At 67.6% G+C, this 23,868-nt stretch carries 23 protein-coding genes; 13 read left to right on the top strand and 10 right to left on the bottom strand.

Going from position 1 to position 23,868, the window contains the following annotated elements:
• Positions 1–9 precede the first annotated feature (9 nt).
• The 5 genes from D892_RS0126070 (at position 10) to D892_RS0126090 (ending at position 6,471) form a co-directional block, all read left to right on the top strand.
• On the top strand, positions 10–1,233 hold the full coding sequence (locus tag D892_RS0126070; protein ID WP_024804053.1) for an acyl-CoA dehydrogenase family protein: 1,224 nt from the start codon (positions 10–12) through the stop codon (positions 1,231–1,233).
• Positions 1,230–2,675 carry an LLM class flavin-dependent oxidoreductase gene (locus tag D892_RS0126075; RefSeq protein ID WP_024804054.1) on the top strand — a complete coding sequence of 482 codons (1,446 nt, stop codon included), beginning with the start codon at positions 1,230–1,232 and terminating at the stop codon, positions 2,673–2,675. Before D892_RS0126070 ends, D892_RS0126075 begins: the two co-directional genes overlap by 4 nt.
• 44 nt (positions 2,676–2,719) lie before the next feature.
• Complete coding sequence (locus D892_RS0126080; RefSeq protein ID WP_024804055.1) at positions 2,720–4,105, top strand: styrene monooxygenase/indole monooxygenase family protein; 1,386 nt, start codon at positions 2,720–2,722, stop codon at positions 4,103–4,105.
• Between the two features lie 609 nt (positions 4,106–4,714).
• On the top strand, positions 4,715–5,194 hold the full coding sequence (locus D892_RS0126085) for a chorismate pyruvate-lyase family protein (protein ID WP_232236385.1): 480 nt from the start codon (positions 4,715–4,717) through the stop codon (positions 5,192–5,194).
• Positions 5,194–6,471: a flavin-dependent oxidoreductase gene (locus D892_RS0126090; RefSeq protein ID WP_024804057.1), complete on the top strand. Its 1,278-nt coding sequence runs from the start codon at positions 5,194–5,196 to the stop codon at positions 6,469–6,471. The genes D892_RS0126085 and D892_RS0126090 overlap by 1 nt, the downstream gene beginning before the upstream one ends.
• Positions 6,472–6,579: 108 nt before the next feature.
• On the opposite strand, the gene D892_RS0126095 is transcribed toward D892_RS0126090, so the two are convergent.
• On the bottom strand, positions 6,580–6,942 hold the full coding sequence (locus D892_RS0126095; RefSeq protein WP_024804058.1) for a hypothetical protein: 363 nt from the start codon (positions 6,940–6,942) through the stop codon (positions 6,580–6,582).
• 243 nt (positions 6,943–7,185) lie between these two features.
• On the opposite strand from D892_RS0126095, the gene D892_RS0126100 reads away from it, so the two are divergent.
• The 3 genes from D892_RS0126100 (at position 7,186) to D892_RS0126110 (ending at position 11,706) form a co-directional block, all read left to right on the top strand.
• Positions 7,186–8,931: a cutinase family protein gene (locus D892_RS0126100; RefSeq protein WP_024804059.1), complete on the top strand. Its 1,746-nt coding sequence runs from the start codon at positions 7,186–7,188 to the stop codon at positions 8,929–8,931.
• 376 nt (positions 8,932–9,307) lie between these two features.
• Positions 9,308–10,420, top strand: a complete 1,113-nt coding sequence (gene sfnG, locus D892_RS0126105) for a dimethylsulfone monooxygenase SfnG (RefSeq protein WP_024804060.1) — start codon at positions 9,308–9,310, stop codon at positions 10,418–10,420.
• Complete coding sequence (locus D892_RS0126110; protein WP_024804061.1) at positions 10,417–11,706, top strand: acyl-CoA dehydrogenase family protein; 1,290 nt, start codon at positions 10,417–10,419, stop codon at positions 11,704–11,706. The genes sfnG and D892_RS0126110 overlap by 4 nt, the downstream gene beginning before the upstream one ends.
• Positions 11,707–12,145: 439 nt before the next feature.
• Here D892_RS0126110 and D892_RS0126115 read toward each other — a convergent pair whose 3' ends face one another.
• The 5 genes from D892_RS0126115 to D892_RS0126135 form a co-directional block, all read right to left on the bottom strand.
• Positions 12,146–12,514 (bottom strand): hypothetical protein, encoded by a 369-nt coding sequence (locus D892_RS0126115; RefSeq protein WP_156959681.1) that lies wholly within the window; start codon positions 12,512–12,514, stop codon positions 12,146–12,148.
• Positions 12,511–13,086 (bottom strand): hypothetical protein, encoded by a 576-nt coding sequence (locus D892_RS0126120; protein WP_156959682.1) that lies wholly within the window; start codon positions 13,084–13,086, stop codon positions 12,511–12,513. Before D892_RS0126120 ends, D892_RS0126115 begins: the two co-directional genes overlap by 4 nt.
• A gap of 220 nt (positions 13,087–13,306) precedes the next feature.
• A complete protein-coding gene (locus tag D892_RS47025; RefSeq protein WP_198036991.1) occupies positions 13,307–13,966 on the bottom strand; it encodes a hypothetical protein in 660 nt (219 codons plus the stop codon).
• A gap of 210 nt (positions 13,967–14,176) precedes the next feature.
• Positions 14,177–14,698: a hypothetical protein gene (locus tag D892_RS0126130; protein WP_024804065.1), complete on the bottom strand. Its 522-nt coding sequence runs from the start codon at positions 14,696–14,698 to the stop codon at positions 14,177–14,179.
• Between the two features lie 262 nt (positions 14,699–14,960).
• Entirely contained in the window at positions 14,961–15,194 is a 234-nt protein-coding gene (locus D892_RS0126135; RefSeq protein WP_024804066.1) for a hypothetical protein, read from the bottom strand.
• A gap of 216 nt (positions 15,195–15,410) precedes the next feature.
• Between D892_RS0126135 and D892_RS0126140 the strand changes: the two genes are divergently transcribed.
• Positions 15,411–16,619 carry a helix-turn-helix domain-containing protein gene (locus D892_RS0126140; protein WP_024804067.1) on the top strand — a complete coding sequence of 403 codons (1,209 nt, stop codon included), beginning with the start codon at positions 15,411–15,413 and terminating at the stop codon, positions 16,617–16,619.
• A 191-nt stretch (positions 16,620–16,810) separates the two neighbouring features.
• On the opposite strand, the gene D892_RS47030 is transcribed toward D892_RS0126140, so the two are convergent.
• The 3 genes from D892_RS47030 to D892_RS0126150 all read right to left on the bottom strand — a co-directional run bounded on the left by D892_RS47030 (position 16,811) and on the right by D892_RS0126150 (position 18,675).
• Entirely contained in the window at positions 16,811–17,011 is a 201-nt protein-coding gene (locus D892_RS47030; protein ID WP_156959684.1) for a hypothetical protein, read from the bottom strand.
• 337 nt (positions 17,012–17,348) lie between these two features.
• Positions 17,349–17,627 carry a hypothetical protein gene (locus D892_RS42155; RefSeq protein WP_232236173.1) on the bottom strand — a complete coding sequence of 93 codons (279 nt, stop codon included), beginning with the start codon at positions 17,625–17,627 and terminating at the stop codon, positions 17,349–17,351.
• Between the two features lie 508 nt (positions 17,628–18,135).
• On the bottom strand, positions 18,136–18,675 hold the full coding sequence (locus D892_RS0126150; protein ID WP_156959685.1) for a hypothetical protein: 540 nt from the start codon (positions 18,673–18,675) through the stop codon (positions 18,136–18,138).
• A gap of 77 nt (positions 18,676–18,752) precedes the next feature.
• Between D892_RS0126150 and D892_RS0126155 the strand changes: the two genes are divergently transcribed.
• The 3 genes from D892_RS0126155 to D892_RS0126165 all read left to right on the top strand — a co-directional run bounded on the left by D892_RS0126155 (position 18,753) and on the right by D892_RS0126165 (position 21,925).
• Entirely contained in the window at positions 18,753–19,535 is a 783-nt protein-coding gene (locus tag D892_RS0126155; RefSeq protein WP_024804070.1) for an aminotransferase class IV family protein, read from the top strand.
• A 66-nt stretch (positions 19,536–19,601) separates the two neighbouring features.
• Complete coding sequence (locus D892_RS0126160; protein ID WP_198036993.1) at positions 19,602–20,516, top strand: SUMF1/EgtB/PvdO family nonheme iron enzyme; 915 nt, start codon at positions 19,602–19,604, stop codon at positions 20,514–20,516.
• A gap of 458 nt (positions 20,517–20,974) precedes the next feature.
• Positions 20,975–21,925 carry a TIGR03620 family F420-dependent LLM class oxidoreductase gene (locus D892_RS0126165; protein WP_024804072.1) on the top strand — a complete coding sequence of 317 codons (951 nt, stop codon included), beginning with the start codon at positions 20,975–20,977 and terminating at the stop codon, positions 21,923–21,925.
• Between the two features lie 105 nt (positions 21,926–22,030).
• Here the strand turns inward: D892_RS0126165 and D892_RS0126170 are convergent, their stop codons facing one another.
• Complete coding sequence (locus tag D892_RS0126170; protein WP_156959686.1) at positions 22,031–22,681, bottom strand: hypothetical protein; 651 nt, start codon at positions 22,679–22,681, stop codon at positions 22,031–22,033.
• Positions 22,682–22,889: 208 nt separating this feature from the next.
• Between D892_RS0126170 and D892_RS0126175 the strand changes: the two genes are divergently transcribed.
• Positions 22,890–23,852: a ketopantoate reductase family protein gene (locus tag D892_RS0126175; protein WP_024804074.1), complete on the top strand. Its 963-nt coding sequence runs from the start codon at positions 22,890–22,892 to the stop codon at positions 23,850–23,852.
• The last annotated feature ends 16 nt before the right edge of the window (positions 23,853–23,868 follow it).

Below are 23,868 nucleotides of genomic sequence, written 5' to 3' on the forward strand. Positions count from 1 at the left end.
GAGTGGGGCATGACTTCCACCGCTGCGTCCTCCGTGACCGACGCCGAGCTCGATGCGGTCCTCACGCCGATCTACGAGCGCATCGCCGCCGGTGCCGTCGACCGCGAGATCGACCGAAAGCTCCCCTACGACGAGGTGAAAGCGCTGCGCGAGGCCAGGTTCGGGGCCCTGCGCGTGCCGGTCGAATTCGGCGGTTACGGCGCGAGCGTGCGGCAGCTGTTCCGGCAGCTGATCGAGCTGGCGGCGGCCGAGTCGAATATCCCGCAGGCGCTGCGGGTGCACTTCTCGTTCGTGGAGGATCAGCTGCTCGCCGAGCCCGGGCCGGTGCGTGAGCGGTGGCTGCGGGCGGCCGCCGAGGGCGTGCTGGTGGGCAACGCGATCAGCGAACCCGGCGTCGGGGCGGTCGACCGCTATCGGACCCGGCTGACCCGCGACGGGGATCGCCTGCTGCTCAACGGGACCAAGTACTACAGCACCGGGTCGCTGTTCGCCGATCACATCCTCGCCGCGGCCGACCGGGACGGGGAGCGGGTCGGCGTGCTGGTCGACGCGACGGCCGAGGGGGTGCGGCAGCACGACGACTGGGACGGCTTCGGGCAGCGGCTGACAGCCAGCGGCACAACGGAATTCACCGACGTGGTGGTGCCGGAGGACCGGGTCCTGGGGCCCGGCTACGGCGTCGCCGGGCCGACGCACGCCACGGCGTACCTGCAACTGGTGCAGCTGGCGGTGCTCGCGGGCATCGCCCAGCGCGCCGAACGCGATGCCCGGGAATGGGTGTCGCAACGTACCCGCAGCTACACCCACGCGCCGGCCGACCTGCCGCGCCACGATCCGCTGGTGCAGCAGGTGATCGGCCGGTTGTCGGCCGCCGCGTTCGGCGCCCGCGCGAGCGTGCTGGCCGTCGCCGACGCCCTCGACGCCGTGCTGGCGGACGGCGCCCGGGACGAAAAGTTGCTGGTGGCCGCGGAACTGGGCGCGGCCCAGGCGCAGCTGTCGGTCATCGGCACGGTGCTGCCGGCGACCAGTGAGCTCTTCGAGGTCGGGGGTGCGTCGGTGACCTCGGAGCGGTTGCGGCTCGACCGGCACTGGCGCAACGCGCGCACCATCTCGCTGCACAATCCGGCCATCTACAAGGCGCGCGCCATCGGCGACCACCTGATCAACGGAACCGACCTGCCGTTCGCGTGGAGCGCGGGCGAGCGCCCGGGCAGCGCGGGAGGTGCGCGGTGACGCGGCGGATCCGGTTCAACGCCTTCGACATGAACTGCGTCGCCCACCAGTCACCCGGACTGTGGCGGCATCCCGGCGACCAGTCGCACCGGTACAAGGAGCTGAGCTACTGGACGGAGCTGGCGACCCTGCTGGAGCGGGGGCGATTCGACGGACTGTTCATCGCCGACGTGCTCGGCACCTACGACGTGTACGGCGGCAACGACCTCGCGGCGCTGCGCCAGGGCGCCCAGATCCCCGTGGCCGACCCGTTGCTGCTGGTGTCGGCGATGGCCGCGGTGACCCGGCATCTCGGCTTCGGGGTCACCACCGGAACCGGTTTCGAACATCCCTACCCGTTCGCCCGCCGGCTGTCCACGCTGGATCACCTCACCGGCGGCCGCGTCGGCTGGAACGTGGTGACCGGTTACCTGCCCTCCGCCGCACGCAATTTCGGCGCCGACGATCAGCTCGACCACGACGAACGCTACGACCGGGCCGACGAGTACCTCGAGGTGCTGTACAAGCTGTGGGAGGGGTCGTGGGAGGACGACGCGGTGGTTCGCGATGTCGCGCAGGGCATCTACGTCGATCCCGCGAAGGTGCACCACATCGGGCATCGCGGCCGCCACTACACCGTGCCGGGCATCCATCTGTCCGAGCCGTCGCCACAGCGGACGCCGGTGATCTACCAGGCCGGCGCGTCGCCGCGCGGCGTGCGGTTCGCGGCGGAGAATGCGGAGGCGATATTCGTCGCGGCGCCCTCGAAACGTGTTCTCGCGCAGACCGTGTCGGCCATCCGCGACGCGCTGGAGGCGGCCGGCCGGGATCGCTACGCCGCGCGGGTCTACGCGCTGTCCACGATCATCACCGCCGCGACCGACGCCGAGGCGCGGGCCAAGCACGAGGAGTACCTGTCCTACGCCAGCATCGAGGGCGGGCTGGTGTTCATGTCGGGATGGATGGGAATCGACCTGTCCCGCTACGATCTCGACGATCCGATCGGGCAGGTGGAGAGCAACGCCATCCGGTCGGCCGTGGCGGCCTTCCAGGAGTTCGACGACGACGGGCGGGAGTGGACCGTGCGCGATATCGGCCGCTGGGCCGGGATCGGCGGCATCGGCCCGGTATTCGCCGGCTCCGGCGCCACGGTCGCCGACCGATTGCAGGAATGGGTGGCCGACACCGACGTGGACGGCTTCAACCTCGCCTACGCCGTCACGCCCGCAACATTCGAAGACGTTGTGCGGCATGTGGTTCCGGTGCTGACGGAACGGGGCGCGTACCCGCAGGAGTATGTGCCGGGAACGCTGCGCAACGCGCTGTTCGGTGCGGGGGACCGGCTGCCGGGCGATCACCGCGGGGCGCGATACCGGCTCGGTGGGCCCGGGTCCACGGTATTGCCCGACGAGGAGTCGAGGCCGGGGGCGGCGCTGGTCGGGGACCAGAGAAACTCCCGGTGATTGCAATACTCCACTCCCGATGCTCCGGCCCGGACCATCTCGTTATGACCACACAGACTCCCCGCCCCGATTCCACCCGCTCGGCCGCGATCATCGGCGCCGGCCAGACCGGCGTCACCGCGGCGCTCGGCCTGCTCGACGCCGGATTCGATGTCACCGTGTACAGCGACCGCGATCAGCGCGCGCTGCGCGACGACGTGCCCGCCACCGGCACCGCGCTGATCTTCGGCGAGGCCCAGGACGCCGAGAAGGCACTCGGCCTGTCGAGTTACACCGATACGGCGCCGCTGCACAGCGGGCTCACCGTTCGCATCGCCGGACCCGACCGTTCCGAACTCATCGAATTCGACGGCGCCTTCGACGATTACACCGGTGTCGCGGTCGACACCCGGCTCAAGGCCGACGACCGGCTGACCGCGCTGCAGGAGGGCGGCGGTCGCTTCGTCGTCGACACGGTGACGCCCGAGAAGCTCGACACCATCGCCGCCGCACACGATCTCACGCTCGTCGCCACCGGACGCGGCGGCCTGTCGGACCTGTTCCCGATCGATGCGGACCGCACCGTCTACGACGCACCGCAACGAAAGCTGTTGACGGTCACCGTCACCGGGCTCGGCTTCGACGGCGACGTCTTCGCCCACCGCAGCCCCGCCGGCGGCGCGCGCAGCGGATTCTCCATTCTGGCCGATCAGGGCGAGGGCTGGTGGGGACCGTACCTGCACAAGGACGCGGGGCCGACCTGGGCCTTCCTCGGCTGGGCCCGGCCCGGCAGCGACTGGGAAAAGCGTTTCGCCGCAGCCGATTCCGCCGAGTCCGCGCACCGTGTCGTGGTCGACCTCTACCGCGACTATCTCGATTGGGACCTGCCCGAGGTGCTGGCCACCCGGCCGATCGCCGAGGACCGGCACTCGTGGCTGAAGGGCGCGGTCCGCCCGGTGTTCCGTGCGGGCCTGGGGCACACGGCCGGCGGCCACGCCGTTGCCGCACTGGGGGATACGGCCGTCGCCTACGACCCGATCGCCGGGCAGGGCGCGCAGAGCGGCCTGATCCAGGCCCAGCGACTGGTCGCCGCGGCCGCCGCCCACCAGGGACCGTTCGACGACGCGTGGATCACCGCACAGCACAACGACTTCCTGGCCGCCCGCGCGGAGGCCGCCGCCCACGTGACCCGCCTGTTCCTCAGCGACCCCGAACTCGGCGACGTCGCCAACCAGCTCTTCGCCGCCGCGGCGGTCGAGCCGAGGTTCGCCTCCGCCCTCGTCGGCCTGCTGCACCGCCCGCAGCCGTTCGCCGGTATCGAGACCACCGACGCCGCAGCCGAATTCATCACCGCCGCAACGGGCGAGGACGCCGCGAAACTGGTGGAACGCTTCCAGCCCGCCGGCCGCTTCTCCCGCTCCGCCTACCGCGCCTCCGCGGCGACGGCTTAGCGATTCTCCGGGCCCGGTCCGTGCGTCGGCGTCCTGGCCCGGGCAAGTGGTGCTCCCTCGCTCGACACCGAGAAGGCCCGGTCCCCGCGCGGGGACCGGGCCGGTTCCGGCAGCCTCACCGGCTGCGAGGAGGAACCGTGCCACCGATGACGGGGACCGGCCGCGCTCCTGCGCACTGCACGATGTCGAGGTCCAGCTGTCCCTCGCGAGAATATGGATGGGGGATGTCCATCGACGACGACGGCATACTGCGCCTCTCCACGGCCCAGGCGGACGAATCCGGTCCCGTGCGGAGACGTGCTGGTCGGTAGGGATGTGACGGACTCGACAGAACGCGCGAAAGCCCCGCCTGGCCAAGCTATAACCGATCGTCGGCCGGCGCGCCCGCAGGTCGCGCGCCGCCGTCGAGTCGTCCGGGCCCGGCAAGGGCGGGCGGTGCGGGGGATCCCCGGGTAACTTCGACGGCAGTGAGGTCCTGCTGGTCGCTCGGGACGGGTCGGTGCGGTCGGGCAGTCCGGCCGCCGCAACGCCGGGGTGGCCCCATTCCCGGGTCAGGTGATCGAAATGCACACGGAGACGAGCGAATCTACATGGCCGCCGGTGACACGCATGCTGCTGTCGGCCGACGGTTCAACCACCACATTGCTGGAGGCGCTGACCGGGCAGCGGCTCACGGTGGAGGTGATCGACCAGCGCGCCGCGACGGCAGTCACCCTCTCCGAGACGATACGCACGGCATTGCGCTGCGCCACCGATGATGATCCGGTGATCGTGCGCCGGTCCAGGCTGTCGTCGGAGGCCGGCGCGCTGGTGTCGGTGAACGCGGTGGTGATCACCGGATCGGACCGCGATCTCACGGCGCTGCTCGCACAGCAGCGGCTCCCCATCGGGCACAGCCTCGCCGCCGCCGGGCGGCATCTGGGCCGGACCGTGCTGTCCACCGGCCGGGTCATCTGGCCGGCCGACGAGGACGCGGGCGGAATCCCCTGCGCCTGTAAGGAAAGCGTGCTGCTCGACCACACCTCGGCCGCGGTGGCCTACCTGCACGAGCGGTTCAATCCGGCCTACGTTCCGGTGTGTGCCGACTGATGCGCGTCCTGATCATCGGCGCCGGAATCGGCGGCCTGACAACGGCATTGAGCCTGCACGCGGTGGGTATCGAGGCGCTGGTGGTGGACAGCGTGAGCGAGCTGCGCCCGCTCGGCGTCGGCATCAACCTGCTGCCGCACGCGACGGGCGAGCTGAGCGCGCTGGGGCTGGCCGACGGTCTCGCCGAACTCGCGGTCGCGACCGCGGAAGTGGTGCATCTGGACCGGTTCGGCAACGAGATCTGGCGCGAGCCCCGGGGAATCGCGGCCGGACACGACTGGCCGCAGTATTCGGTGCACCGGGGAAAGCTCCAGGCCATGCTCCTGACCGCGGTGCGCGACCGGCTCGGCCCGGACGCGGTACGGACGGGCCTGCGATTCGTCTCCGCCGCCGACACCGCCGACACCACCGACGCAGCCGACGACACGGGCGGTGTGCGTGCCCGCCTGCACGACCGCCGCCGCGACACCTACGTCGAGTTCGACGCCGATCTGCTGGTCGGCGCCGACGGCCTGCATTCGGCCGTGCGCGCCCAGCTGTATCCGGACGAGGGCCCGCCGCGCGGCGACGGCATCCGGATGTGGCGCGGCGTGACCCCGGCGCCTCCGTTCCTGTCCGGGGCGACGATGATGTTCGCCGGAAGCAACCACGCCGCGAAGTTCGTGGCCTACCCGATCTCGCGGGCGCTGCCCTCCGACCGCTGCCTGACGAACTGGGTCGCCGAGGTCCGGATGCCCGCGGCCGAGGAGGATCCCGCGGACTGGAACAGGGTGGGCCGGGTCGGGGACGTGCTGCCGTTCTATCGGGGCTGGCACTGCGCCGGGCTCGACATCGACGCGCTGATCACGGCCACCGAAACCATCCTCGAATATCCGATGGTCGACCGGGATCCGTTGCCGCGCTGGACCTTCGGCCGCATCACCCTGCTCGGCGACGCGGCCCACCCGATGTATCCGATCGGCTCCAACGGCGGCTCCCAGTCGATCATCGATGCGCGCGTCCTGGCCGCCGAGCTCGCACGCACCGGCGGGGCGCGCGAGGGTGCGATCGGCTACGAGACCGTTCGCCGCGAGCCGGTCAACGACATCGTGCTCGCCAACCGCGATATGCCGATGGACCGCATCCTGCGCACCGTGGCCGAACGAGCCCCGGACGGCTTCGGCCGCATCGAGGACGTGCTCGGCCCGGACGAGCTGGCCGCGATCACCGCGAGCTACGGCCGCACCAGTGCCGGCCGGGGCCGGTCACCGCACGCCGGTGGCGCCGCCGCGCGCTAGCCGGGTCCCGTTGCCGCCCGGCGACCGCGGACATGACAACGCCGGGACCCCTTGTCACACAAGGGATCCCGGCGCTCGGGTTCGAACCGTCCCGCAACGGGGCGAGACCTACTGGTAGGACGAGAACCTGACGTCGACGACGGTCCCCTGCAGGGTGGCCGGAGCCGCCCCCACCGCGCCCGGGCGCAGCCGGTTGAGCACCGCGCCGCCGCATTCCGGCCCGTCGGCCGCGCGGATGTAGAGCGTCGCGTAGAGGGGGGTCTTGTTGACCCAGTACACCGTCCGCGGCGCGTCGGCGGTGACCACCGCCGGGTGACAGGTGTTATCGGCCGGATCGGTGATATTGGCGATCGCCGTGGCGTTCTCGGTGACCACGAACTGGCTCGTCGGTTCCTGCGCCCAGGACTGGCCGAAGGCGAAGAGCGAGGCCGCGACCGCTGCCGTTGCCGCAGCGACGGTGCGTTTCATCATCAGGCTGGTTTCCTCTCGAGAAGCGGGCTTTCCGATTCGTACGTCTATCACGGACACCCGATTCCTGGCATGGTCCCGTCACGTTACCGTGCGGTCCGCCGGACAGTGGTATCGCACACATCGTGTCCGGGCCTGCGGGATCGCCGGTAACGCCCGGGCCACCGGCCGCGACGTTTCCGGTGACACCCGGCCCGTCGGGGGGCCCGTCCGTCCATTTGTCTCAACCGGAATGGGGATCAGGACATGGCTCTTCGCGAGTTCTTCGCGCGTCACCGTAATTTCTTCGCGCGTCACCGTATCGCGTCGGCGGTCGCCGCGCCCGCTGTGCTGGGGATCGCGGCGATCGTCGCCGCGTCGTTCGCGCTCACCTCGGCGCCGCAGACCAGGGACACCCGGCTGACCTCGTCGGTCACCGAATGCCACGACATGGTGACCATCTCGGTGGCGGGCCGCGGCGACACTCCGGTCGCGGGATCGACGAAACTGCTGGTCGACGCGAACGGCGCGGAACTGCCCGCCGCGCTGTCGGATGACTACCACAGCGAATGGGTCGATCCGGTGGTGAACGCACCGGCCGGATCGGTCGATCCCGGCTCGTACGCCGCCGTCTACGTCGCCTACCCGGCGAACATGGACTCCTACGAGGACGCCGTCACCGCGGGCGTCGCCAATACCCAGCAGGTGATGCGGGAGATCTCGCAGGCATGCCCCGACACCCGGTTCGCGATCGTCGGCTACAGCGAGGGCGCCGATGTCGTGCGCCGCGTCGCGACGACGATCGGGCATCAGGAACCGGGCGCCGACGGCAAGTACGGGATCGTCGATCCCGCCGCCGTCACCGGCGTCGTCATCCTCGCCGACGCGGGCCGCCGGGCGGGCGAGGGCCCGTTCCCCGGCGCGCAGGACCCGTACGGCAGCCCGGACGGCTTCGACCAGCGCTACCAGAACGCCGCGAAACCCGTTGCGGGTCAGGGCGTCCTGCCGGGCACCAGCGGTGATTTCGGCGCGCTGAACGGCAAGGTCGCGTCGTTCTGCTCCGACGGCGATCTCACCTGCTCGGCGCCGCAGAACATCTCGCTGCTGCAACTGGCGGTCAACGTGGGCCGGCAGCTGAACGTCGACGCGCTCGAGCGCGACGGACTCACCCCGGCCACCGGACAGGACGTCGCCGGGGTCGTGGGACGCATCGCATTCCTCGCGTTCCAGGACATCCGGTCGCAGCCGAACTGGATGGCGAGCGACGAGACCTTCCTCCAGGTGCTGCTGCGGGTGTCGGATCCGGAGTATCGGCCCGGGCAGGCGCCGACGGCGCCGCAACAGGCCGGGTCGATCGCGGTCGAGGAGATGTCGCCGCTGGCCTACCTGCCGCAGAAGCTGTTCAACGAGGTCGTCGGCCTCATCCTGACCAACCGGAACACGATCCCGGTGCTGCTGAGCGACCCGTACCAGCAGACCTTCGGGCCGAACCACACCGGCCGCCACTTCGACTACTGGAACGACGCCGACCCGGCCGCCGGCAAGCCCCTGACCTCCGCCGAATACGCCGCCGCCTGGCTCACCCAGCTGGCCCGGCAGGCACAGGCGGGCGAGCCGGTGGACACGAAGGCCGTGCCGAAGGAGGAGGATCTGGCGGCCGCGTACCGGGCGGCGGCAGCGTCGACGAGTGCTTCGGCCACACCGCCGGCGAGTGCGGCGACGTCCGGCAGCGGATCGTCCACGACAGCGCCCACGACAGCGTCCACGAGTTCGTCCACGAGTTCGTCGCCGACGACCGATGCCGAGGGCCGCACGACGACCTCGGTCCCGACGACGACCGGCGGCGGATCGACCACCACGGAATCCTCGGTCACCGTCAGCACGACACCCGCACCACCGGCCCGCACGGCGGTGCGGTCGACCACCGAGATCCGGCAGCCCGCCGGAACACAGGTCACGACAACGGAACCCGACTCGACGACCGCCGCACCGAGCGCGACCGCGACGCGGTAGCCGGCGAGCCGCAGCCGGATGGTGTCGCGGTGATCAGCGACACCGCGGCTCGAATACTCGGGATGGCGAGGCGTGTTCGAGACAGAGCGGCGTTTTGGGGACATTGCGACGATTCGGGACACAGCGTCTTCGGGACACAGCGTCTTCGGGACACAGCGTCTTCGGGACGGAGCGCGTTCGGGACGGAGCGGCCGAATACGCGACGGTCGCGGTGACCGGAGCGGCTCGCGTCGCGGCACCGGGATCGGATCGCACCGATTCAAACCCTCGTGTGCCGATGCCCGCGGTGCTGAGGTGGAGCGAACACCCGGGCGCACGGTTGCCGCGCCCGGTGTTCGCACACGACCGGCCCTGCCCCGATCACCGAGAGGCGGTTATGACCACCGAGAGCATCGCCGACCAGGTCCGGTTCGCCTACTGGGTGCCGAACGTCAGTGGGGGACTGGTCACCAGCACCATCGAGCAGCGCACCGGCTGGGACTTCGAGTACAACAAGAAGCTGGCCCAGACCGCGGAGCGCAACGGATTCGACTACGCGCTGTCGCAGGTGCGCTACATGGCCTCCTACGGCGCCGAGTACCAGCACGAGTCCACCTCCTTCAGCCTGGCACTGCTGCTCGCTACCGAGCGATTGAAGGTCATCGCGGCGGTGCATCCGGGCCTGTGGCATCCGGCGGTGCTGGCCAAGTTCGGCGCCACGGCCGACCACCTGTCCGGCGGGCGGTTCGCCATCAACGTCGTCTCCGGGTGGTTCGCGGGCGAGTTCACCGCGCTGGGCGAGCCGTGGCTGGAACACGACGAACGCTACCGGCGCAGCGCCGAATTCCTCGAGGCGATCCGGAAGATCTGGACCGAGGACGAGGTGAACTACGGCGGCGACTTCTACCGCATCCGCGACTTCACGCTGAAGCCGAAACCGCTCAACACCCCGCAGCGGCCGAATCCCGAACTGTTCCAAGGGGGTAACTCGACCGCCGCGCGCCGCAACGGGGGCCGCTACGCCGACTGGTACTTCTCCAACGGCAAGGATTTCGACGGCGTCACCGAGCAATTGGCCGATCTGCGCGCGGTGGCGCGGGAGAACGAGCGCGAGGTGCGGTTCGGGCTGAACGCGTTCATCATCGCCCGCGACACCGAGAAGGAGGCGCGCGACACCTTGCGCGAGATCGTCGACAAGGCGAATCGCCCTGCCGTGGAAGGGTTCCGGGACTCGGTCCAGCAAGCGGGCGCCTCCACCCGGGACGGCAAGGGCATGTGGGCCGACTCCTCGTTCGAGGATCTGGTGCAGTACAACGACGGGTTCCGTTCCCAGCTCATCGGCACCCCGGAGCAGATCGCCGAACGCATCGTCGCCTACCGCGACCTCGGGGTCGATCTGATCCTCGGCGGGTTCCTGCACTTCCAGGAGGAGATCGAATACTTCGGGGAGAAGGTGTTGCCGCTGGTGCGGGAACTGGAGGCGGCCCGCACGCCGGTCGCCGCCCGATGACCGTCGAGACGGCCGAACGCATCGGCACCGCGGCGCAGGCCCGTGAGGTCGCCCGGCGGCTGGCGGCCGAGTTCGCGGTGCACGCCGGATGGCGCGATCGCGAGCGCGAGTTGCCGTACGAGGAAATCGAGCGCTTGGCGGCGAGCGGGCTGCTCGCCGTGACGGTTCCGGCCGACCTCGGTGGCGCGGATCTGCCGCCGAGCGCGGTCGCGGAGGTGGTGCGCATCCTGGCGACCGCCGACCCGAATATCGCGCAGATCCCGCACAGCCACTTCGTGTACGTGAACCTGTTGCGGCTGGCCGGATCCGACGAGCAGCGCCGCCGCTATCTCGGCCGGGTGCTCGACGGTGGCCGCATCGCCAACGCGCAGTCCGAGCGGTCCGGCGCCACGGTCGCCGAGGTCGGCACGACGATCCGCCCGGCGGGCAGCCGGTTCCGCGTCGACGGCGTCAAATACTATTGCACCGGTTCGCTTTTCGCGGATGTGCTGGCGGTGCTGGCCCGGCTCGACGACCCGGACGAGATCAGTGGCCTGGCCCCCGGTGAGTACATCGCCTACCTCCCGGCGCAGTCGCCGGGTGTGCGGATCATCGACGACTGGAACGGTATGGGCCAGCGCACCACCGGCAGCGGGACCGTCTCGTTCGACGGCGTCGAGGTGGACGCCGATCAGCTCGTCCCGCGCTCGTCGGCGGTGCGCGCACCGACCGGTTACGGCGCCTTCGCGCAGTTGCTGCACGTCGCCATCGACGCCGGTATCGCGCGCGGAGCCCTCACCGCCGCAGCCGAATTCGTGCGCACCAAGAGCCGCCCCTGGTTCGAGGCGGGCGTCGACCGCGCCGTCGACGACCCCCTACTGATCCAGCGCTTCGGCGAACTGTCGGTGACGGTGACGGCCGCCGAGGCCACCCTGACCGCCGCGGCCGCCGCCGTCGACGCCGCGATCGCCGTGCCGAGCACAGGCGCCGAAGCCGTTCGGCCCGAGGAGAATTCGCAAGCCTCCACGCTCGCGCCGAGCCCGAACGGGGAGCCCGCCGACCCGGTGGCCGCCGCATCCCTCGCCGTCGCGGCCGCCAAGATCCTCGCCGACCGCGCCGCCAACGAGGTCTCCACCGCCCTGTTCGAAGTATCCGGAACCAGAAGCGCCGCAGCAGACCTCAACCTCCACCAGTTCTGGCGCAACGCCCGCACCCACACCCTCCACGACCCGGTCCGCTGGAAATACCACCACCTCGGCCGAGCCCTGCTGCACGACACCCCACCTCCACTGCACGGAGTGATCTGAGCCGCGCCGGCGTCGGGTGCGGCAGGCCCCGGATTCTGCCACCGAGACAAGCTGAGCAGGTCGCTACGCGCTACCGCCCGGCCGATCCAAGAATTCCTGTACCTCTGGCGTTGCCGCGTGTGGCCGCACCGCCGTGGCGATGGCGTCCAACTTCCGCTGTAACCGTGCCGACCCCACGTTCCCGATCGTCGCGTAGTCGGCGTTCAGCAACGCGTAGGCTTGGGCCGGATCACCGTCATACCGAGCGATTTCCGAACACGGCGGATAACTTCGCCGGTCGTCATGTGCATATCAACGCCCCCAATTGTCGGTCGGTATGCCAGTTCCTCCCAAATTATTTCTCCAGGACAATATACGGACTTTCGTGTATATGGAGCCGAATCATGTATACCGATTTTCCGGTTGCTGCACACCGGCCGCCTTTTGAGGTAATCGGTCCCTATGGCGGGTTGTGACCTTCCGAAGTCCACACCACTTGTGTGGCGTCTGACTCGCCGAGCAGGTGGTCCCGGAGCCGTCGGGGGCCTCCGTGCGCCACGTTCACGAGGGTGGCGGCCTCGCGCCCGGTGAGCCCGAAGCGGTCCGCCAGGTCGAATGACACAGTCGCGGTATCGCCTGCCATCTCCACAAACAGCCGATTGCGGGCCTGCTCGGCGGCGTGAAGTTCTGCCGATGCCAACGTGAATGCCTCCGATCTGGACGACATTCGACCTCCTCGGCCGACCTCTTGGAGTTCGCCCGTTGCGTGAATAGCGGCGTGGGCACGCGCGATCCTCGTCAGCACCTCGGATACGCGGTCGGTATTCATGCGACCACGATATCCCGGGCAGTGAGCCGTTGGTCGAGTTCGTGCACCGACCGGCTATCGGCCCAAGGGGCGAGTTGGTGGCGACCCTCGATGATGGCGGCGGCGAGCCGGGGCGACCGGTTCTGGTCTGTCAGCTCCGCAGAGTGCCCGACAACATCGGCGGCTTCCTCGATCTCATCGAGTTGAATCAGAGCACGTTCCAACTCCAGCAGTGTGACCGCCCCTGTCTCGCATCGTTGCCAGCGCCTGTCGCGACGCCTCAGCCGCCGGGCGCGCGTCACCGTGGACTGCCAGGCAGTTGCCGCGATATGTGCCTCGGTGTACAGCCGGGCCGACGTTGCGTGATCGCGGGCGTCCCAGGCCAGCGATCCGGCCAGGCCGGTCCACTCGGCATACAGCGACAACACATCCGGGCGTAGACCCGGCGGGCAGTTGCTCAGCACGGCGGCCGTGAACTGCTGCTGCGCCACGACAATCGCAACGCCCGCACCCACACCCTGCACGACCCGGTCCGCTGGAAATACCACCACCTCGGCCGAGCCCTGCTGCACGACACCCCACCTCCACTGCACGGAGTGATCTGAGCCGCGCCGGCGTCGCGTGCGGTCGGGGCCCGGCTTCGGCATTCGCTAGGCGGTCCCGCTAACGCTGGCACAGAGGCCGCCTGCTATCGCCGACGACGGCGCGACACCGAGGCCGAACACGATGCGCTGGAGCATCGACTGGAGGCCATGCGGAGCGGCGAAGTCGACTCCTCGAGTCAGCGCAGGAACTCTTGCGGCACAGACGCTCTCACCACCGATCCCGTTCCTGCACCCTTTCCCGCCCACGCTCGCCCCGATCCCGCGTTATCTGTGGAGTCGGCGCGTCCCGCCGCCGTTCCTGCTCGATCGGCGTAGCCGGCCCCACGGCCAACAAGTCCACGATCTCGCGGGCCGTCGCCGGGCTGTATTGTCCGCGCTCGGCCGCCTCCCGATGCCGTTCCCGGTCCTCCGCAAGCCGGGCAGCGGCCTCCAGTCGTCGCCGATGTGCGGCGTTGCCAGCCGCTTCGAGTTCTTTCGCGCGCGCTTTTTCTCGCTCTTCCCGTTCCCGCTCCTGCTGTCCGGTCTGCTCGGGCTGCTGCTCGCGTGGTTCGAGGCCGAGTGCTGCGTTCCATTCGTCCATCCACTCACGCACCGCACGCTCTTTCGCCTGCTGAATGACCCGTTCCCGCTCGGCCCGAGTCGGAACTGTGCGTACCTCGCGTTGCCGTTCGGTCCGTTCTCGTGCCGCTTTTTCCCGGGTTTCGCGCTCCCGCGTTATCGCACGGATCTTTTCCAGCCGCTTACGGGCACGTTCGGCGCGGTTCAGTTCGTACCGCGTCCTCAATTCCAGCTGCCGGGAATCCTTTTCGTGAGCGAGTCCCTTCGCGAATGCTTCACGGGCTTGTTCCCGTGTCAGCTCGTGATGCACCACTCGGCCGCCGAATTCTCGCTGCAATGCCTTCAGCAGTTCTCGGTATTTCGGCGATATCTGCTCGCCGGCGACAGTCCGAATCCGCGCTCGAAAATCCGTCCGCGAACGGCGGGATTCTTGTACCGGTCCCGGATTTTGTCGTACTCGTCAGGCATGGTGGCACCCACCCCCCGAATGTGGTGATAAGCTCAGGTGAAAAGTATTGCCCTACATACGGTCACGTGCCGCTGCATACTCGTCGGCGAATTCGCGCATCATCTCGGCCATACCGGAGAACATGCCTCCCTCGGTCGGGTCGTAATCTTCGATCATGAGTTTCATCAACCCATAGGCGGTGTCGCCGTCGGTATCGAATCCGTATTCCAGCATCGGGTTGACGTGGTCGTAGAACGAATGTTCACGACCGAACCATTCATAGTCCTCCCAATGGGCGCCCGCGTACTTGATGAAGCACTCGCCGAGGAAACAGATGAACGCATCGGCCATATCGGCGTTCTCAGGCTTCATCGCGGTAGCCATATCCGGGAACAGTTCGGACACGACGGCATCGAGCTTCGTCAGTTCCTGCGCCCCTTCGGGCCACGGCTCGGACGGAATAGCGCGCAACCCCGCATAGTCCAAGAACTTTCGTACCTGCGCCGCCCGGCGGTCCGGGTCGAACCATTTACCCCACTCGGTTTGCTCCACTGGAACACCGAGATCCATGCCCAATTGTTCGTCGTCACCCACGTCTGATCCCCTCTGTGGTCGGTTGGCCGTCACTATATTCGTCGGTCGGTGCGACCGTCCTCATCCTCGATGCGCTCCCCGGATCTCGTCCACGCACCGAAGACCACGATCCCGCTCACGACCGCGACGACTCAGATAAGCATTGCCGCACAACGCATTCCGCCTCCAATCGCACTGGTGCCCCGGTCAGTAGGTCCGGCCCGTGTCGGGCTTGATTTCGCGAGCAGCGCCACGAGAACCGAGCAAGCCGCCGGGGCACTCATCAGTTCTCCCACGCCCGCAGGCACCACAACGGCAGCGGCGGAACGTTCCCGTCGTCCTCAGCCTCGACCGGTTCGACCTCGGCCTGGTACCTGGGATTCCAATCCCGTAGTGCCCGAAGGAGTCTCACGATCACATCCGGGCGTGCGGTGTAGACGATCGCCGGGTGCTTCGACCCGCCCGAATCGACGTGCACCAGTCGCTGCGGCAGCTTGCCGCCGTTCGTCCTGCCCATCACGCTCCCCGTCCGTCGTCGGAAGGCACCCGCCGCCGAGGAGCGTTCGCCACCGACCGGGGTCTCAGAGCTGTCGGTCGATGTGCCGGGAAGAGTGCGGCATCGACCCGGCGGCGGGGCCTGTAATAGAGCCTGATCGGCGGGAGAGAGACGGAGTGCCACCGTTTGTGGCACCCTTGGCGCCAGGGGCACTGTCCAATTGGGGATGTGAAAACGATGACCCAAACGGTCGACGGAGTCGGCGGGCACGTCAAGGAGCGGCGCAAGCTTGCCGGATTGACGCAGCAGCAACTGGCACAGCGATCGAATATTTCGCTGTCGCTGATTCGGAAAGTGGAGCAGGGCGACAAACCGGCCTCACCGGCCTTCATCAGCGCCGCCGCCCGAGCACTGAACACTGGTATCGACGACCTCACCGATCAGCCGTTCCCGCGTAACACTCGCGATGAGCAGCAGGTACATGCCGGTGTCGTGGGCATCCGCCGCGAGCTCGCGTCGTATCGCATCGAGCCGTTCGGGGACGTTCCGGTGCAGCCGATCGATAAGCTCGCGAACGAGGTAGCGACCGCATCGGCCTATCGGCATGGCGTCAAGCTCGGCGAACTCGGCCACATGTTGCCAGGGTTGCTGTCCGATCTTCGAACAGCCTGGTATTCGACATCGGGTTCCGTGCGGGAACGCGTTTTCGGGCTGGCTGCCGAGGCGTACGCCGCAACCAGCCAGGTCGTCTACAAGCTCGGCTACATTGATCTGTCCTCACTTGCCGTCGAGCGGTACGAATGGGCCGCCGCCCAGTCAGGTGACGAGCTGATGGTTCTCGCGGGCGATTACCAGCGCGCTGGAGAGCTGATCATGGGTGCCGACTGGGCCGCCTCCGAGCGGCTCCTCGAGAGCAGCCGATCACGGATCGAAGGTCAGCTCAGTGCCGGAGATCCGGCGGTACTGAGCATGTGGGGAAACCTGCATCTGAAGAGTGGCCTCGCCGCCGCTCGAGCCGGGCGGCGCGATGTCGCCGACGCGCACCTGGTCGAGGCCGCCGAGACCGCCCAGCGCATCGGCGAGGACCGAAACGATTATCAGCTCTGCTTCGGACCGACCAACGTGGATATCTGGCGGGTCGGGCTGGCCGTAGAAGGAATGGACGGCACCGAGGCAGTCAAGCGCGCACAGTCGATCAAGCTTCCGAGACAGACGCCGAAGGAGCGGGCCGGACACCACTACATCGACCTCGCCAGAGGCTTCCTGCTGCACGGAGACCGGGAGGGCGCGCTGCATTCGTTGCACATCGCCAAGCGGATCGTGCCGACACAAACCAGGTACCACCCCCAAGTCCACGAGACAGTGCGGCAGCTCGCTCGCGACGAAATACGGAGCACTGAGACCATCCGGGGCTTCGCGGCGTGGTGTGGCATCACGCCGTTCTGATCCGGCGTCCGTGCGAGCTGCCCAGGCGCACCGCTAAGTAGGGTGTAGTGAACCCCTCACCCCGGCCAACAGCGCGACCTCCTCGCGGCCGGCCCCGGCTTCCGCATTCCGCTACGTACGTTCCGTCTTTCGGTTCGTGCCTCCCCGTCATCCCGCGTCGCCGTGGTTGCTACTCGCTGGTGTCCTCGGTCTCAGCCTGGAACGTAGTCGTATCCGTCATCGAGATTCCGGGCCGCTTCACGGCCTTTGAGCGTAAGCTTGTGCAACCCCTTACGCTCTACAGCGAAGCCGTATTTCACCATCCAATTAAGCGTCCTGGAAACATGCCCTATTCGGCTTATCTCTGCGCTGTCTTTCAACTCGGCGGCGGTGTGCGCCTTGCCATCGTCCATGGCCTCGAATATCCGGCGCTTGTGCGGGGAGAAGGCATGGTTACCGTTCGGGAGGAAAGGCAACGATCCGCAGTCCTTTCGTTGTGATGTCTTCCGGCTTGACAGGTATAGGCTTAGGCTCATCTCGCACGTCTCCGGAGTCGTCCTGCGGTATTTCAAGCCCTGAATACCCCATGGTGCGGCGAATTCCGAGAAGTGACCGTTTGGCAATGCAGGACTCCTCGGTTCCCGCTGGACCGGGACAGCAATTGCGGTGTTCTGTCAACCGAGCGACGAGATTGGTGTATCCGCTGGTGTCGTCATCCCACCACCTGTAATTCCTCGTATGGTCCATTGGTTAAGCCCTCCGGCCTTGGTGAGCCCGCCGACGCTTGCGCTTGTACTCGCTCTCCTGATCCACCGTGTACACGGTCGCAATCGCGTGAAGCTCCCGAGGAATCTCGAAGCCATCGAAATGGTGCAGATTCGGAGTGAACACCGCCTCCACCTCGAGATGTTTCACCACGTTGGTCAGGCGTTCCATCGGCCGATCGGTGTGGACGCCGAAGGCCACGATCTTGAGAAGGTTGTAGCCCAGACGTCTTGCACGCGAACGGATCCGTTCCTCATCGGCCATCTGACGAAACCCGGACACATCCCGATCCACGTAGCCGACAGCCCCGGGGCTCCCGAAGATTCCCCCCAAGCTCATGACAGCCCGTCCTCGGAGGTTGGCCTCCAGGCCCCGGGGGCCACTACACCCCGGGGCCCGGAAGATTCCGAATCCCACGCCTCCAATCCGTCGCGCGTCCGTCGCAGGAGTTCCGGCGTGACCTCATCGAAGGATCTCGGGATCTCATCCGGTTCCAGCCGCAGCAGTAGATCCGCCAGGACGGGAGGGCCGAACACTTCCATGCTCTCGCCCGGATCTCGTTGTGCACCTTCGTATCTGGGGTAGATCATCGTTGACCCCCTGGTCCTCGATGCTGGTGTGTAAGGTGTACCCGGCTCGGCTGGATGGGATTGCATGTCGCGAGCCGGATACGTTCGGATCAAACCCTTGAAGACTGTTTTTTAATGATCCCGTGTAGGAAATCCTGCGGCACGCTACGAGAACCAGTTCCCACGGGAAAAATGGTGGGGCGTCACGGATAGCTCACTCTCCACCGCTCGTTGTAGGCGAGCGGTGCCGAGTTGAGGACGATCTCGGTCCACCCTGTCGCCCACTCGGCCGCATCGACCACGGCCGCGTGCACCGCATCACCTACCGACTCACAACTGCGCAGAACCTCGTACGCGCGGACGAACGACATCGCCATCTGGTCGATATAGGCGCCGAGTGACGGCACCCGCGTCGACTCGTGCACATGCTCGGTCGCCCATGCATCGATCGCCGAAATCGCTTGGCGGCGCGTTACTGCCATGCCTGGTACCGCGCACCGCTGCCGGTGTAGTCGACCCAATCGATACGCATACAGCGCGACCGGATGCGCATTCGCGGGGCTCCCGCTGAAGAACGCCGCTTCCAGCACATGCCAATCCGGCAAACCGTCGTCCTGCTCAGTGGCCGAAACATTCGTGCCGACCCCGCCGCCGCGCCCGGCGAACCGATTCAGATCCCCGTACGCGTTTTTCATGCACTTCAGCATTGGCGCAGGTCCGCAGACTGGGAACCGCCTGTGCACTGAACCGCACCGCCCCTTTGCCGAACTTCAGCACCACCCTGTGCTGCGGCGTCGTTGAGCGGTGGAACACTGGCGGCATGGAACTCAACGGTGCACCGGTCACACTCACCGACCTGGCTCCTCTGGGGCTGGTCGGCTACGGGCACTTTACGTCGATGCGTGTGGAGGACGGCTCGACCCGAGGATTCTCGCTGCATCTGGACCGGCTCACCCGCGACTGCCGCGAGGTATTCGACATCGAACTCGATCCCGACCGCGTACGTGAGCACATCCGCCACGCGCTGCGTGGTGTCACCGAACCGGTTACCGTGCGGGTTACCGTGTACGACCCGGCCATACCGCTTGGTCATCCGGGCGCAACCGCGAGTCCGCAGCTGCTGGTCACTATGCGCAACGCCCCGTCCGCGCCGCAAGAGCCACTGACTCTGCAGGCGATGGTCTACGCTCGTGACTTGCCCAGGGTGAAGCACACCGGTCTGTTCGGTGCCCTGCATCATCGTGCCAACGCGCAGCGGGCGGGGTTCGACGATGCCGTGTTCACTCGGCCCGACGGCACAATTGCCGAAATTACCACCAGCAACATCGGATTCATCACTGACGAAGGCCAGTTGGTCTGGCCTTGTGCCGACATGTTGGTCGGCACCACCATGCGGTTGCTAGCACGAGCTCGCGACGAGGATGTCGTCACCGAGCCGGTGACGCTGGACCGGCTCGGAGAGTTCGTCGGGGCGGTGGCGACCAATGCGGCGGTCGGAGTGCGCGCGGTGTCCCGCATCGACGACATGTGGTGGCCGGCCGACCACGAACTGATCGAAACCCTGCGTAAGGATTACAAATCCATTCCGCCGGAGCGGATCTGACCAGCGGCTCGTCCCGGCGGTAGTTAGGCTGATGCGCCAAGACGAGGGAAAGGGGCGTCACAAGCGATGGTCGGCCTGATTCGGCCCTGGACCGGAGCCGAAACACGCGCGCTGCGTGACGCACGGCGGATGAGCCTGCGTCAGTTCGCCGCACACCTAGGGGTGAATGAGCGCCTGGTATCGAAATGGGAAGCTGGCGGGGACGAGATAACGCCACGGCCAGTCAACCAGGAAGCTCTCGATACCTCCCTGGCCAGGCTGACCGCCGACGAATCCGCGCGATTCACCGAACTCGTGCCACCGGAAGCGATCGGCAACGACCGCGATATCGACGCCTTCAGCCAGCCGCCCCGAACCCGTCACCCAGTCGATGGCAAATGGATCATCTGGATCCCCGAAGGAGTCTATCTGTCCGGGCCACAAGACAAACCCGAATGGGTGCCCGGTTTCTGGATCGACACCTTTCCTGTCACAAACCGTGACTATTCCCGATTCGTTGCCGCCACCGGCTACACACCGCCTCGGCACTGGCCGGACGGGTGCCCACCACCGGAGATCGACGAACATCCCGTCGTGTGGGTAACCCACGACGACGCCACCATCTACGCACAGTGGGCGCACAAACGGCTCCCCGACAGTCTGGAATGGGAGAAAGCCGCACGCGGCACCCGCGGCAATATGTACCCTTGGGGAAACCAGGCCACCCCCGCGAAATGCAACGTACGCGGCAGCGGCCCCGGAAAAACCACACCTGTCGACAATTACAAGAGCGGTGTCAGTCCATTCGGCGCCTTCGACATGTGCGGCAACGTGTGGGAATGGCAAGCAAGCGAAACCACCGGCGGCAGGTACGAACTCAAAGGCAGCGCCTTCACCTCCCCTTTCGATCGAGCAGCACCCGCAGCCCACAACGACGCCGACCACACAATGTGTGACGACGACACCGGATTCCGGTGTGCCACCTTCGATCTAAATGAATGAGATCCGGGTCGCGGATGACTCGATACTGAACTAGAAGCCGTTCGAGGTCCTCGCGCCGCGAGCCGCTCGCCCACCGCCGCCCTCGCAATGGTCCGTCCGTCCTCTTCGGTCGGTGTCGTGGAGGTGACTGTCCACACCGGCGCTGTGGTCATGGCAGCCACCCTAGACGCATCGAAGACTTCATCGGTCCTGTCCGCTTGGTGCGGTCATGGCTGACGAGATATTTTGCAGGCAAGCGGTATTCGGCAGTGAGCGGCAAGATGCCGAGCCGGATACGTGGGTGGGCGATGGTTTTCGGTCAGGTGGTCGAGCTGTCCGGGCATCGCCGCGTCGTCGCCGACGGTGCGGCTCGGCAACGCCCCTCGGGTGCTTGCACCCTTGCGGAAACGGAGTATCTCTCCGTATAGTTGCGGCTGAAAACGGAGAATTCTCTCCGGTACTGGCGAGAGGGTCAGCGGATGACGACGGTAACCGAGGCGCGGCGGCGCTTGGGGCGGATCGGTGTGTGGCTGAACAACGCGATCACCGCGACTGCTCCGGCCGACGACCAGAGGCGGGCCTTGGTGCGGATCGAGCAGCTGGGGTACGGATCCGCGTGGACCGGTGAAAGTACCGGCGGCAGGGATATTTTCGCCAAACTCGGGGTCTGGCTGGCGGCTACCGATCGGTTGGTGATCGGGTCCGGGGTGGCGAATATGTGGGCGCGGCCCGGGATCACGATGGCCGCCGGCGCGGCCACCCTCGCCGAGGCGTATCCGCAGCGGTTCGTCCTCGGCGTCGGCGTCGGATTCCCCAGGCAGGCCGAGAGTGTCGGGCGGAGTTACGGCCGCCCGCTGGCCCGCATGCGCGAGTACCTCGACGAGATGGACACCCGGCCGGAGGCGGCGCTGACACCCGCGGCCTCCCGTGCCGAAACACCGTATCCCCGGGTGCTGGCCGCGGTCGGGCCGAAGATGCTGGCCCTGGCGGGCGAGCGCGCCGACGGCGCCCACCCGTACGCGGCACCGGTCGCAACGACCGCGCGGGCACGAGCCATTCTCGGCCCCGGCAAGCTGGTGATCCCGGAGCAACTCGTCATCTACGACCCGGACCCGGCACAGGCCCGCGAGCAGGCGCGCGCATACCGAGCGCAGTCGCTGTCCGCCCTCCAGGTGATCGGCGGCGCCGCCGGTTCACCCTACGGCCGCAACCTGATTCGGCTCGGCTACACCGAGGAACAGGTCAGTACGGTGGACGATACGGTCATCGACGCCATCATCGCCCACGGCGACGAATCGGCCATCGCCGAACGCCTGCACGAACACCTGTCCGCAGGAGCCGACCACGTCCTGATCAACCCCGTCGCTCCCGACCTGCCGGCCACCGTCGACATCCTCGAGCGCCTGGCCCCGGCCGTTCTAGACGTTTGAAAATCGGACGCTTGTCGGCATGAGTGCGCGTTCGCGAGATCAACTGCTAGCCAACGTTTGTCTGTGGTCGAACGCGCGGGTCGCGGCATGACGGTGCACCTCGAGCTACGTTGCCGCTTCCGATGGATCGGCCGGGGGTAATGCTTCCTGGCTGTCGGCCGCGGTCCGCGCCGGGACCGGCTGTTCTTCGGCGCGCTGGAGGTATGCCTGCTCGGCGTCGAGGCCGAGATCGGTGCGCATCAACGCACGCATCGTCCGATAGTTCGCTTGGCCTGTGGCCCACAGCCGGTCGAACTCGCTGCTTCGCTGTCCATCGGACAAGAGCCGGCGGGTCATCTGCGAGCGCGGGATCATGACGTCGCGAGTCCGATACCGAATGGGTTCGGGCGCAACGAGAACCACCATCCCCAAGGCTCGGCTCGCCTCGTCCTGGACATCCCGCAGCCGCTGTTCGTCCGACTGCGTCACGGTGCGTTCGTTCGCGTGGCCCCTCACCATCGGGTAGAGAACGTGGTCCCAATGCTCGATCGTCCCGAGCAGCTTGGCATACGATTCCTGGCGAGCGGCGAATAGCCGGTCGGTCTCGTGCCGTTCGTGATCGCGCCGCGAGCGCAGATCCTCGCGCCACGCCGCAATCAATTGAGCCGCAATGACTCCGGCGAAACCGACTGCTGCTACTCCCAACGGCACCCACACCGATACCCCAGCCGTCACGCTGGCGAGCCTACGACGTATCGCTCGATGGTGCGACTCCATGCGCTCCGCACACCTACATGACGCACCGGATACGTGCCCACCGTGCCCGATGGATCGACGGACTTTCCCGATGCCCTGCCGACCGCGCTGCTCGCGGCCGGGCGTGAAACACGCCGACGAGGATTTGCGCTCGTGACACGTAGCCGTAGCACCCGAACCCGTCTATGATCCATACATCCGAACATTTCGATATATGGATGGTGGGGATATGGACGTACTGATTGTGGGCGCGGGTGCGCTCGGCCAGGTCTACGGAGCCGAATTGGCGCGCGGCGCAGCGACTGTCAGTTATCTGGTCAAGCCCGGCCGCGCGGACGGCGTCCGGGACGGGGCGAGGGTGGCGCGGCTGCGTCGCCTGCGCGAGCCGGCCGCGATGTCGCTGACACCGGCGCGCGTGTACACCGATCCGGGCGCCGTCGCCGACACCGACTGGCACAGCGTCTGGTTGTTCGTCGACTCGACAGCGTTGCAGGGCGCCTGGCTGCGGCCGCTGCGCCGGGCCGTCGGCGGCAGCACCGTCGTGTCACTCGACCAGAGCCTCGGCGACCGGCCCGCACTCACGGCGGTATGGCCCGCCGAGCAACTGGTCTCGCTGACCGTCCCGGACCTGGCGTGGGCCGCACCACTGGGAGCCCCGGACCCCGATCACACCGCCTACTACCGCCCGCCGGGCGGTGCCGCGGTACTGGCCGGTTCACCGGAACGAGTCGCACCCGTGCGGGCTCTACTGCGGAATGCGGGGGTTGCGGCGCGAACCGGTCGCGTCGGCAACGGCGTTGCCTATGCCGCACGCACCGTCCCGTACGTGGCGTCGCTGGAGGTCGCCGATTGGTCACTCGCCGCGCTACGCGCCGACACCACGCCGGCATCGCGGGCGGCAGTCGAGGCCGCCACGGTGGTGGCCGCCGAACACGGACTGCGCGCCCCGTACCGCCGGGTGCTCGATCGGCAGATGCGAGTGATGCTGCGGATGCTGCCCGCGCTGGCCCCGTTCGATACGGAAAGCTTCCTGCGGGCGCACTTCACCAAGGTCGGCCCCCAGACACGGGCGATGCTGCGCGACTGGGCCGATCTCGGCGAGCAACGCGGGCTGGCGGTGACACACCTGCGCAGCCTCGAAGCGTCGATGCCACCCCTTCCCGCGGGCCGCGAACGACCCGGAACACTGTGAGCATGACCAGGCACGA

Origin of the sequence: Nocardia sp. BMG51109, from assembly GCF_000526215.1 — a bacterium.
In the GTDB taxonomy this organism is placed as follows: Bacteria; Actinomycetota; Actinomycetes; order Mycobacteriales; family Mycobacteriaceae; genus Nocardia.

Coding starts and splice junctions, on each gene's coding strand:
- D892_RS0126070 (WP_024804053.1), top strand. CDS start 10: ATGACTTCCACCGCTGCGTCCTCCGTGACCGACGCCGAGCTCGATGCG.
- D892_RS0126080 (WP_024804055.1), top strand. CDS start 2,720: ATGACCACACAGACTCCCCGCCCCGATTCCACCCGCTCGGCCGCGATC.
- D892_RS0126085 (WP_232236385.1), top strand. CDS start 4,715: ATGCTGCTGTCGGCCGACGGTTCAACCACCACATTGCTGGAGGCGCTG.
- D892_RS0126090 (WP_024804057.1), top strand. CDS start 5,194: ATGCGCGTCCTGATCATCGGCGCCGGAATCGGCGGCCTGACAACGGCA.
- D892_RS0126095 (WP_024804058.1), bottom strand. CDS start 6,942: ATGATGAAACGCACCGTCGCTGCGGCAACGGCAGCGGTCGCGGCCTCG.
- D892_RS0126100 (WP_024804059.1), top strand. CDS start 7,186: ATGGCTCTTCGCGAGTTCTTCGCGCGTCACCGTAATTTCTTCGCGCGT.
- sfnG (WP_024804060.1), top strand. CDS start 9,308: ATGACCACCGAGAGCATCGCCGACCAGGTCCGGTTCGCCTACTGGGTG.
- D892_RS0126110 (WP_024804061.1), top strand. CDS start 10,417: ATGACCGTCGAGACGGCCGAACGCATCGGCACCGCGGCGCAGGCCCGT.
- D892_RS0126115 (WP_156959681.1), bottom strand. CDS start 12,514: ATGAATACCGACCGCGTATCCGAGGTGCTGACGAGGATCGCGCGTGCC.
- D892_RS0126135 (WP_024804066.1), bottom strand. CDS start 15,194: ATGGGCAGGACGAACGGCGGCAAGCTGCCGCAGCGACTGGTGCACGTC.
- D892_RS0126140 (WP_024804067.1), top strand. CDS start 15,411: ATGACCCAAACGGTCGACGGAGTCGGCGGGCACGTCAAGGAGCGGCGC.
- D892_RS47030 (WP_156959684.1), bottom strand. CDS start 17,011: ATGGACGATGGCAAGGCGCACACCGCCGCCGAGTTGAAAGACAGCGCA.
- D892_RS42155 (WP_232236173.1), bottom strand. CDS start 17,627: ATGGCCGATGAGGAACGGATCCGTTCGCGTGCAAGACGTCTGGGCTAC.
- D892_RS0126155 (WP_024804070.1), top strand. CDS start 18,753: ATGGAACTCAACGGTGCACCGGTCACACTCACCGACCTGGCTCCTCTG.
- D892_RS0126160 (WP_198036993.1), top strand. CDS start 19,602: ATGGTCGGCCTGATTCGGCCCTGGACCGGAGCCGAAACACGCGCGCTG.
- D892_RS0126165 (WP_024804072.1), top strand. CDS start 20,975: ATGACGACGGTAACCGAGGCGCGGCGGCGCTTGGGGCGGATCGGTGTG.
- D892_RS0126170 (WP_156959686.1), bottom strand. CDS start 22,681: ATGGAGTCGCACCATCGAGCGATACGTCGTAGGCTCGCCAGCGTGACG.
- D892_RS0126175 (WP_024804074.1), top strand. CDS start 22,890: ATGGACGTACTGATTGTGGGCGCGGGTGCGCTCGGCCAGGTCTACGGA.